At 39.5% G+C, this 11234-nt stretch carries 9 protein-coding genes; 8 read left to right on the top strand and 1 reads right to left on the bottom strand.

Features of this window, described 5'->3' with window-relative positions; all coding sequences use genetic code 11:
- Window positions 1-204 precede the first annotated feature (204 nt).
- A complete protein-coding gene (locus I2503_RS03925) occupies window positions 205-657 on the bottom strand; it encodes a universal stress protein (RefSeq protein ID WP_196967092.1) in 453 nt (150 codons plus the stop codon).
- Between the two features lie 963 nt (window positions 658-1620).
- Here I2503_RS03925 and I2503_RS03920 point away from each other — a divergent pair.
- From I2503_RS03920 to glyQ, 8 genes are all read left to right on the top strand, one after another.
- Complete coding sequence (locus tag I2503_RS03920) at window positions 1621-2502, top strand: aspartate carbamoyltransferase catalytic subunit (RefSeq protein WP_196967091.1); 882 nt, start codon at window positions 1621-1623, stop codon at window positions 2500-2502.
- A gap of 10 nt (window positions 2503-2512) precedes the next feature.
- Window positions 2513-3790: a dihydroorotase gene (locus I2503_RS03915; protein ID WP_196967090.1), complete on the top strand. Its 1278-nt coding sequence runs from the start codon at window positions 2513-2515 to the stop codon at window positions 3788-3790.
- Between the two features lie 207 nt (window positions 3791-3997).
- Window positions 3998-4762 carry a dihydroorotate dehydrogenase electron transfer subunit gene (locus tag I2503_RS03910; RefSeq protein WP_196967089.1) on the top strand — a complete coding sequence of 255 codons (765 nt, stop codon included), beginning with the start codon at window positions 3998-4000 and terminating at the stop codon, window positions 4760-4762.
- Window positions 4763-4771: 9 nt separating this feature from the next.
- Window positions 4772-5686 carry a dihydroorotate dehydrogenase gene (locus I2503_RS03905; protein ID WP_196967093.1) on the top strand — a complete coding sequence of 305 codons (915 nt, stop codon included), beginning with the start codon at window positions 4772-4774 and terminating at the stop codon, window positions 5684-5686.
- A gap of 16 nt (window positions 5687-5702) precedes the next feature.
- On the top strand, window positions 5703-6416 hold the full coding sequence (gene pyrF / locus I2503_RS03900) for an orotidine-5'-phosphate decarboxylase (RefSeq protein WP_196967088.1): 714 nt from the start codon (window positions 5703-5705) through the stop codon (window positions 6414-6416).
- Between the two features lie 4 nt (window positions 6417-6420).
- Window positions 6421-7047, top strand: coding sequence for an orotate phosphoribosyltransferase (gene pyrE, locus I2503_RS03895; RefSeq protein WP_196967087.1), 627 nt, complete (start codon window positions 6421-6423; stop codon window positions 7045-7047).
- Between the two features lie 474 nt (window positions 7048-7521).
- Window positions 7522-9906, top strand: coding sequence for an LPXTG cell wall anchor domain-containing protein (locus tag I2503_RS09855; RefSeq protein ID WP_196967086.1), 2385 nt, complete (start codon window positions 7522-7524; stop codon window positions 9904-9906).
- A 412-nt stretch (window positions 9907-10318) separates the two neighbouring features.
- Complete coding sequence (glyQ, locus tag I2503_RS03885; RefSeq protein ID WP_196967085.1) at window positions 10319-11233, top strand: glycine--tRNA ligase subunit alpha; 915 nt, start codon at window positions 10319-10321, stop codon at window positions 11231-11233.
- Window position 11234: the final 1 nt, after the last annotated feature.

Here is an 11234-nt window from a genome sequence, read left to right as displayed (position 1 = left end):
AATCAGATGGGTTGTGAATCAAACTTTCTCTATCTCGCTTTATCACAGCAGTAATACTATTTCGTAGTTGCTTCTTTACTTGATTTGGCATTCTATCCACCTCCTTGAGCCTAAGTATAGCAAAAAAAGATTTCGAAAGCTCGATTTAGGAGCTTTCGAAATCCTTAACTTAATGACATTGCAAACTAAGGCGTCTTTTTTGCTCTAAAAGAGATCTTCCTGATCACGAACAACAAGGAAATCGACCTTGGCATGACGGAGAATGTATTCAGATGAAGAACCAACTAAGAGACGTTCGAAGGCGTTGAGACCAGTAGCTCCCACCATAATCAAATCAATCTCATGTTCATCTGGAATGTCAGTTGCTAAAAGAGTTTTTGGATTTCCAAACTCGATGACTTGATGAACCTCAGTTAAGCCAGCAGCATGGGCTTGTTCCTCGTATTCCCCTAGCATCTTCTGAGCTTCAAGTTTTAATTGTTTATAAACCTCAGAATCGAAAGGGGTCACACTTTGAATGGCACGTGTATCAACAACGTGAACAAGAAACAGTTGAGCTTGGTTCCGTAAAGCTACATGGATGGCCTTATGCAGAGCTAACTCCGCAGATTTTGAACCATCTAAAGCAACCATGATGTGTTGATAATGTTGAGTCATAAGAGTTTCCTCCTTTATATAGCTCTATTGTAAACCTTTTCATGAAATAATGCAATATTATAGTGATGAAAGTTTGGAAATCTCCGATAATATTTTTCGAGTGTTTATGAAAATTTTGAATTTCATTTCACAAAGAGTACTAAAACAAGGAGTAAGAAAGTTGTTTTTGAACCTGGGAGGTTCATAAATAGGATGGAACCGTGTTTTCACATCTCTGGAGTTTTTCATAACGAGTATAACAGTTTATACGTGATTCGGTTATACTCATTTGATTTCAAAATCTGACTTAGTCAAGCCTCTTTGATGAACTTATTGATTGCGTGTCTTGGACAATCATCATCAGCTGTCCTTGTCATTTTTTTGAAATTCGCGAGTATTCTGATTTTGAAATTGGTTAAGTATTAGATGTGTCCATACGTATTAAAATTTATTGTAAAAAAAATAATCAGTGAATGTGATGATTTGGATTTAGGTCTTTGTCATGGTTTTTATTTATCCAGTTTTTTTTGAATTTTTAAAGTTGAATAAAGTGAATATCAGTATGATACTGGCTATTTTTTTGAAAACACCACTAAAAAAACTTTATAAAAAGAGCATAAAAATGGTTGAGAAAATTCACAGGGTAAGGTATACTTGCGGTAGCTTATATTCAAATTCTCATTCGTCCAGAGAGGCGATCTGAAAATTTGTCAATCTAATTGAGAAGTTTCTCACTAGGACTCGAAGATCAAAGATTTTTGAGTAGTGAGTTAGGTCAGAAGAGACAGTCTTTCTGTTTCTTAAACAATCAACTAGAAAAGGAGCGGAGATAAAATTTTAACTGAATAGAAAATCTTTTTAAGATAGTCCAGAGAGGCTAATAAGAGATTCCTTTGTTGCGGTATGTTTTGTCATACGCTTCTTTTGAGTACCTTGTTAGCCGACAAGGTATTTTTTTTGTATTTAATTTAAGGAGGGGTGTAGATGAAACATTTGCTGACAATGGAAAATTTGACGAATGATGAAGTATTTCAATTAATCGATAGAGCCTTAGAAATAAAGGCTGGGGCACCAAGTCTTCATCGACCGGATCTCTTCATCGCAAATCTATTTTTTGAAAACTCTACCCGAACGAAATTGAGTTTTGAAATTGCAGAAAAGCATTTGGGATTGAAGGTAGTAGATTTTGAAGTCTCAACCTCTTCTGTAAATAAAGGAGAATCTCTCTATGATACTTGTAAAACCTTAGAGATGATTGGGACATCCATTTTGGTTATTCGGCATCCTGAACAGGCCTATTATCAGCAACTAGAAGGATTAATGATTCCGATTATTAATGGTGGTGATGGGAGTGGAGAGCATCCGAGTCAGAGTTTGTTGGATTTGATGACGATACAAGAACATTTTGGGAGAATAGAAGGACTAAATATTATTATTGTAGGAGATATCAAAAATTCTAGGGTAGCAAGAAGCAACTACCATATGCTCACACGACTAGGAGCGCAGGTACGCTTTGTTTGTCCTGATCTCTACAAAGATGTAACTCTGGGAGAAGTGGTTCAATTTGATGACGTAGTGGAAGAAGTAGATGTTTGTATGCTTCTAAGAGTACAGCATGAGCGCCATGACGGCAGCCAAATATTCGATAAAAATTCCTATCATTTACAATACGGATTGACTTCAGAGCGTTATCATCGATTAAAAGAAACAGCGGTTGTGATGCATCCTGCTCCAGTTAATCGAGGCGTTGAAATTGCGGATGAACTTGTTGAACAAGAAAAGTCACTTATTTTTCCACAGATGAAAAATGGGATGTTTATGAGGCAAGCAATTTTAGAGAAAATCATTCAAGAAAATGATTTATAAGGAGGTCATCATGCTACTACTTAAAAATGGGCGAGTATTAGAGGAAGGGCTTCTGGTTCAACGAGATATTCTCATTCAAGGTAAATACATTCAGAAAATAGGCGAAAATCTAAGAGTCGAGCAAGGTCGGACCATTGATCTAAAAGGCAAGTTTATAGCTCCAGGCTTTATTGATGTACATGTGCATTGGCGTGAACCAGGTTTTTCATATAAGGAAACCATTGATCAGGCTTCACGAGCCGCAGCTAAAGGGGGATTTACAACGGTAATGCCAATGCCAAACTTGAATCCTGTTCCAGATACCTACGAACATTTGAAAGTTCAGTTAGAGTTAATTGAACGCGATAGTGTTATTCGGGCTATTCCGTATGGTTCAATTACAAAGGGAGAGTTAGGACAGGAATATGCTGATTTTGAGGCATTAGCACCGTATGTCTTTGCCTTTAGTGATGATGGGCGTGGTGTACAAGATGCCAATAAGATGTACCAATCCATGAAAATCGTTGCGAGGCTCGGTAAGGCGATTGTAGCACATTGTGAAGATAACTCTCTTATTTGGGGAGGAAGTATGCACTGTGGAAAACGTAGTCAAGAATTAGGGCAAAAAGGGATTCCTTCTGTTTGTGAGTCAGTTCAAATTGCACGGGATATTTTATTGGCAGAAGCAACAGGGTGCCATTATCATGTCTGTCATGTTTCAACCAAGGAATCGGTTCGACTCATTAGAGAAGCCAAAAAAAATGGTATTCACGTTACGTGTGAAGTTTGTCCTCACCATTTAATCAGTGATGAAGAGGATATTCATGAGGCAAGTGGTCTCTGGAAGATGAATCCACCGCTAAGAGCGAGAGAGGATCGAGAAGCCTTGATCGAGGGGGTATTAGATGGAACAATCGATATGATTGCGACAGACCATGCCCCTCATGCAGCGTATGAAAAAGAGGTCCCGATGGCAGAGGCGGCATTTGGTATTGTGGGGAGTGAGACCGCTTTCGCGCAGATATATACACACTTTGTTAAAACAGGAATCTTCACTTTAAATCAAGTAGTAGAACTGATGTCAAAAAGAGTAGCCGAAATTTTTGGTTTGCCGTATGGGAAAATAGAGGAAGGGGCTTTGGCTGACCTCGCTGTGATTGATTTGGATAAAAGGATGCAAATTGACCCAGAGACATTTTTATCTAAGGGTAGAAATACACCTTATGTGGGGCAGGAAGTATTTGGAATTCCAGTTTTAACCTTTTGTGAGGGAAGAATCGTCCATGGTCATTTAGAGGATTGGTCATAAGATTTTGATGAAAGTTCAAGTATTATGTGAGATTAACACTTAACTACATTCGAAATCGGAATACTCGAATCTTTCAAAGAGATGACCAGGAAAGCTGATGATGGTAGCTTAACAGGTCTGAGAGTCCTGTTAAAGAATACAGATCAGGCTTGAAAAGGTCGGATGTTGGAAATGGAATGAGTAACAGTCATTAGATAGGAGAAAAAGATGCAGGTTCAGTTAGCGAAAGTTCTGGAGCATAAGGAAATTGCCTATCATATTTTTAAACTCACCTTATTCGGAGAGATTGCAGAATCGATGATAGAGCCAGGGCAATTTATCAATATTCGAGTAGGTAAAGGACATGAATTTTTATTACGGAGACCCATATCAATTTGTGAGGTTATCCCAGAACAAAAGGTTATTGTGGTGATTTATCGAGCAGAAGGTAAGGGAACTCAAGTCCTTTCTCAAGTTGAAGTTGGACAAGAAGTGGATGTCTTGGGCCCTCTTGGACAGGGATATCATCTGGATACTTTAAATCCTGGTCAAACAGCCCTTCTCGTTGGAGGGGGAATCGGAGTTCCCCCCCTTTATGAATTGTCAAAACGGCTGAATGAACGGGGAGTTCATACAATCCATATCTTGGGCTTCAACTCTGATAAAGAAGTTTTTTACGAAAAGGAATTTTCAAGCTTGGGTAAAACCTATATTAGTACGGTGGACGGGAGCCAAGGAGATAGAGGATTCGTTACAGATATTATCGAAAAATATCAAATAGAGTTTGAACAGTATTTTGCCTGCGGACCATTTCCAATGTTGAAAGCTTTACAGGAGATGAATAAGGATAAAACGGGATATGTTTCTTTGGAAGAAAGAATGGCCTGTGGCATTGGAGCCTGTTATGCATGTGTTTGTCGGACAGAAACAAATGACACAGCTCGAATTTGTTACGAAGGGCCTGTTTTTAAAGCAGAAGACATATTTTTTTAGGAGGTTGTGATGGAGGAGAGATTAAGTGTTGCATTGCCAGGATTAAATCTGAAAAATCCGATTATGCCAGCCTCTGGTTGCTTCGCATTCGGACTGGAATACGCAGAGTTTTATGATCTATCTCAACTTGGAGCTATTATGATTAAGGCGGCAACGAGAGAAGAAAGGCTAGGTAATCCTACCCCGAGAGTGGCGGAAACTGCAAGTGGCATGTTAAATGCAATCGGTTTACAGAATCCAGGTGTTCATAAAATTATAGAGGAAAAACTTCCTCAACTTGAAAGATATGACGTGCCAATTATTGCCAACGTCGCTGGAAGTAATGTTGAAGATTATATCTATGTAGCCAAGCATATTTCTAAGTCACCTAATGTTAAGGCCTTGGAACTCAACATATCCTGTCCTAATGTTAAATGTGGTGGGATTCAATTTGGAACGGATCCTCGTGTTGCCAGGGATCTGACGCAACGGGTTAAGGAAATATCTCAAGTCCCTGTTTATGTTAAGCTGTCTCCTAATGTGACGGATATCATTGAGATAGCAAAAGCGGTTGAACAAGGAGGCGCCGATGGGCTTACAATGATTAATACACTGGTAGGTGTCAGGTTAGATCACTACTCGGGTAAGCCGATTATTGCGAATGTCACAGGGGGGCTATCAGGGGCTGCCATTAAGCCGATTGCGATTAGGATGGTCTATCAAGTAGCTCAAGTTGTTGCTATTCCAATTATCGGAATGGGGGGGATTATGGATGAATGGGATGTGATTGATTTTATTTCAGCAGGTGCAAGTGCCGTTGCAATTGGCACAGCTAATTTTACAGATCCATTTGTTTGCCCCAAAATTATCAATCAGTTGCCACAAGCCTTGGATCAACTTGGTGTTGATCATATTTTAGAACTAAAGGATCGAGCATGGAAGTAAAAGAAGGTTATGAACAATGGAAAAAAATGTGATTATCGCCCTGGATTTCCCCGAAATTGAAACAAGTTTACAATTCCTTGATTTATTTGGCTCAGAATCCCTTTTTGTCAAAATTGGCATGGAGCTTTTTTTACAAAATGGACCGAAAGTCATTGAAGCGATTAAGGCGAGAGGGCATAAACTTTTTTTAGATTTAAAACTTCACGATATTCCCAATACGGTTTATCAAGCCTCTAAAGGCTTGGCTCAATTTGATGTTGATATCTTAACGGTTCATGCAGCAGGGGGAAGGGAAATGATGCGGGCTGCCAAACAAGGAATCGTAGATGGAGGAGGACTAAATACGCGAGTGATTGCGGTTACACAATTAACTTCTACTTCAGAGGAACAAATGAAGCAAGAACAAGGAGTGGAATTGAGCCTTAAGGAGAGTGTCTTACACTATGCTTCCTTAGCCCATGAAGCAGGTTTAGATGGAGCTGTTTCATCTGCTCAGGAAGCAGGGGAAATTTTAGATTGTTGGGGCCCTGGATTCATTCGGGTCACGCCAGGTATCCGATTTAGCCAAGATGACTTAGGGGATCAAAAACGGGTGGTTACACCGGATATCGCCAGTAAAATGGGAGTCAGTCATATTGTGGTCGGACGTCCGATTACACAGGCAGTTGATGCGGTAGGAGCCTATCAGAGTTTTGTGGCTGCATTTGTAAAGGATAAAATGGGAGATTAGTGGAATGACAGATTTAAGATATGAAATTGCCAAAGACCTACTTGAAATAAAAGCTGTGGAGCTGAGACCACAACCTGAAAATTATTTTACGTGGACATCAGGTATTCAGTCTCCGATTTACTGCGATAATCGATTAACGATGTCTTATCCATCTGTTCGTAATCGCATCGCGGCGGGTTTAGTCGCCATCATTCAATCTCGCTATCCAGAAGTGACCGTCATTGCGGGGACATCAACTGCAGGTATCCCCCATGCGGCTTGGGTGAGTGACCGCTTAGATCTCCCAATGGTTTATGTTCGTGATAGTAAAAAGAAACATGGAAAAACAAATCAAATTGAGGGGAAAATAGGTGCACAAGATAAGGTGGTTGTGATTGAAGATTTAATCTCCACGGGTATTTCTTCTTTGAAGGTGATTGAAGCCTTATCTGAGAGAGGAGCACAAGTCCTGGGTGTGGTTGCGATCTTTTCTTATTCTCTTTCTAAGACTATGGATACCTTTATCCAAAAAGGAATCCAAGTCGATACCTTGACCCAGTACGATATTCTTGTTGAGGTAGCCCAACAATCAGGGTATATTCAAGAAGAGGAAATTGAAACCTTAATTCAATGGCGAAATCAACTAGATTAAAATGAATTGATAGTAAGTTCTTTGTTATGAGAGCTCGCCCAAAAGGCTTACCCAAACACCACAGTAAAAACGACGCCAACTACGGCGTCGTTTTTGACCTAAAAGAGATTTTCTTGTTCACAGCGCACACTTTGAATGGCACGTGGATTAACAAGGGGAACAAGAAACAGATGAGCTTGGTTCCGTAAAGTTAGACGGGTGTCTATCCCACCCTCAACTCTGCATATTTTGAACCTTCTAATGCAAGCATGATCTATGGAGAATGTTGAGTCATAAGAGCCTCCTCTTTTATTTGCTTCTGTTGTACCTTTTTCATAAGATACCGCCGGTATAATAGTGAAAATTCACATAGTCTAAAGAACTGATTGTTACATTTTTGTTACAATTCCAGAAAACTCTTGATTATATATATAATCAAGAGAGACGGATGATAATCCGTCATACGAATTTTACTATTGAACAAGGAGAATAATTGTGAAAAAGATATTAATATCAGGTGTAGTTGTGGCATCTGCAGCAACGGGGTCGAGCGTAGCAGCAGATGAAGTTTCAGCTCCGAATCTAAATCAGGATAATTTAGCACAGAAATTGGATGATTGCAGTTGTCAGTCTGATACACTGATTCGTGAAAAGGAAAATATTCATGAATTGAATAATACAATCCAAATGCAAGAGTTAGTGGTTTCTGAGGAAAAAGAGAATCTTTCTACAGCTGAAAATGAACTAGCTAATAGTTTGGAACAATTAGAAAGTGCTGCTAAAAAATTAGAAGAAACGACACCAGAAAAAATTTCTGCAACAAAAGATAAAGTTACAGAAATTGAAACGAAGCTAGCAAATGATCAATCTGTTGAGCTAGCAAAGAGTCAGTTGAAAGACGCAGAACAAAAAGTGCGGGAGCACCAACCAATTCTTGAAATGGCTCAAAAAGATGTTGAGTCAAAATTAGCGGAAGTTCAAGACAGTGAGGCCAAAGTTCGGTCCGCAGAAGCGGCTTTTGACTCAAAAAACATCATTACCGCTCAGCATGAAGTGAGTCAGCTAGAATCTACACTAAAGCAGAATCATCAAAATCTAGTTGAGCTCAATCAAAAAATGGAAATGCTAAAGAAAGAGAAATCGGCATTTTATGTAAATTCAAAGAAAAAAAGAGAAGAATTAGAAAAAGCTGTTAAAGAAGCTGGACCTGAGTATACAACAGAATTGGTTCAACATGTTATTGCTGAAAATAAAGTTAGTGATTCTGACGCTTATTCACAACCGAAAGATCCGTACTATATTTCGAACGGAAAGAAATTCTATGTGTCTGCCAATGAAAATGTAGAATTTGATGGTGAAGCCACAGAAGTTATTGTATTGAAAAACGCTGAAGAATATACGGTTAAAGAGATCGATTATGAGAAAGTGTCTCAATATGTTTCGGAATATCTTACAAAATTGCGAAAGATTAATGGAATCGATATTCCAGTTCCGCCAGTGACTCCAGAGGCTTTGAAATGGGCTAAAGCTCGAACGGATGAAATGGCAAGACATAAGGAACTCAGTCATGATACTATTTTAAAACCTACAGACTTTGGCCTTAATAGTGAGACAGAGAATGCATCATTGGGAAGTCTTAGTAAGAAATCGAGACTTTCTGAGAAAGAAATAGCATATACAGAAATTTTACAGTATTTCAATGATTATACTAATGGATCTAGTTATGGAGCTAAATCTCCAACGGAAGCTAATATTTTTAACTATGGGCATAGAACACCGCTTTTAGGTGCTTCTGGAACTGGACTTGCCATGGTAGAAACGGGTGGATACTCGGTTCTGACATTTGTTTCTACAGATGGTAAGAATGTATACGAGAGACTGCCTTCCAACTCTCAGAATACATGGTCTGCTTTTAACTTGGCCTCAGCCAAAAATGAGGACAATGATCCGTTACGATCAGAGTTTTATTTTAATGGTAAAAGAACGAAGTTCTTGCCGAAAACTACTTTTAAGTATGTATGGGAAGAAACGGTTTATCATAAGAATGAAAAGTATTCCACTGCTGTTGAAAACCTCAAACAGTTTGAGTTAGAAAGTGCCTCCGAAGATAAAAGATTACAAGAGCAGACTTCGCTTTTAGCAAAGAATAAACAAGAGCTTGAAGCATCCCAAAAGGTGACTGTGAATAAATTGAATCAATCGAAAGAGCGGTTGAATGAGTTAACTAAAGGCAATCAAGAGAAGTTAAGAAATCTTGAGATTCTTCAAAAAGAACTTGAGAATAAGCAGACTGAGCTAAGTTCACTACAAGATACCCTAAAGCATGAAATGGCTATTCATGAGGAGTTGAAGGCGAACGTAATACAAGCACAAGAAGTTGTTACAAAGGCTGAAGAAGATTTGAAGAGTCTGAAGGCACAGCTTGAACAAGCGCAGGCTGAATTAGATTCTTTACAAAAAGCTGGTGATGCTTACGCGAAAGCTAAAGCAAACTTTGACTTGGCTCAGAAAAAATTAACAGATGCACAAGAGAAACTAAAACAAGATTTGTTAGTGCTTGCAGCATTAAAATCTGAGTTGCAACAAAAAGAGTTGGAGTTAGCTGCATGCGAATCCAAGGAGAATGCAAAACTAGAGGGATTAATCTACACTCCATCTAGCCGTAACAAGTCACAACATAAATCTGTAACTAGCCTTAAGCCAGTTGAACAATTTGATAGCACCAAAAAGGAGACTATCGGAGGTACTATTTCAAAAACTGTCAATTCTGAAGAAACTCTTCCTAGCACTGGAGAGACAGGTTCCTACTTAACGATTGCTGGACTTAGTTTGATGACAATATTGGGTGTAGTATCTAGTAAAAAACGTAAAAAAGCCTAGATCCAAGATAGCGTCCTTAAAATCTTATTGACGTACCTGTATTTCTTTTGATAGAATAGTCTTCGAAAAGATTGATTATTCTTATCGACTGATACTCAAAACAGTTTGAAATCTGATAAGGCAATCTGATGAAGGTTGAACTGGAGTTCACCAAAGAAGATTAACGAAATCAGATTTTAAAATGTAAAGAGTAGAAAGCGAGTTCGGGATGGTGGAAGCCGAATAGGAGAGGAATAAGTGGCCCTTTTTACCAGTGAAAAAAGAATGAAGGCTTAACAAGCAAAAATAGGGTGGAACCGCGTTTCGACGCCCCTTGTCTGAGGACAGGGGTGTGAAATGCGGTTCTTTTCTTATCTCTGGAATTCTTCTTTAAGTATAAACTGGTTAGTGGAAAAATAGAAAGCAGGTCTATATGGCAAAGAAACTTACTTTTCAAGAAATTATTTTAACCTTGCAGCAGTTTTGGAGTGACCAAGGCTGTTTGTTGATGCAGGCCTATGACAATGAAAAAGGGGCGGGGACTATGAGTCCGTATACCTTCTTGCGGGCGATTGGGCCTGAGCCTTGGAATGCGGCTTATGTGGAGCCTTCACGTCGTCCAGCGGATGGGCGTTACGGGGAGAACCCAAACCGCCTTTATCAACATCACCAATTCCAAGTGGTGATGAAACCAAGTCCAAGTAATATTCAAGAATTGTATTTGCAATCCTTGGAGGTTTTGGGAATCAACCCTTTGGAACATGATATTCGTTTTGTAGAAGATAACTGGGAAAATCCTTCAACGGGTTCTGCTGGTCTTGGATGGGAAGTTTGGTTGGACGGGATGGAAATCACCCAGTTCACCTACTTCCAACAAGTGGGTGGTTTGGCGACTCAACCGGTGACCGCTGAAGTTACTTATGGGTTGGAGCGTTTGGCTTCTTATATCCAGGAAGTGGATTCTGTTTATGATATTGAGTGGACAGCCGGTGTTAAGTATGGTGAAATCTTTAACCAACCTGAATTTGAGCACTCAAAATATAGTTTTGAGTTGAGCAATCAGGAGATGCTTTTGGAGAACTTTAATCAGTTTGAAGCGGAAGCGCAAGCAGCTTTGGAAGCTGATTTGGTTCACCCTGCTTACGATTATGTGTTGAAGTGTTCCCATACCTTTAACCTCTTGGATGCGCGTGGAGCGGTTTCCGTAACAGAGCGGGCTGGCTATATTGCGCGGATTCGAAATTTGGCACGAGAAGTTGCGAAGACATTTGTGGCGGAGCGCAAGCGTTTGGGCTATCCTTTGTTGGATGAAGCCAGCCGTCAAGAATTGCTAGCGGAGGAGGATTAAG

The organism is Streptococcus sp. NLN64 (genome assembly GCF_015831295.1).
Classification (GTDB): Bacteria; Bacillota; Bacilli; order Lactobacillales; family Streptococcaceae; genus Streptococcus.
This window is presented reverse-complemented; position numbering and strand designations above follow the sequence as displayed.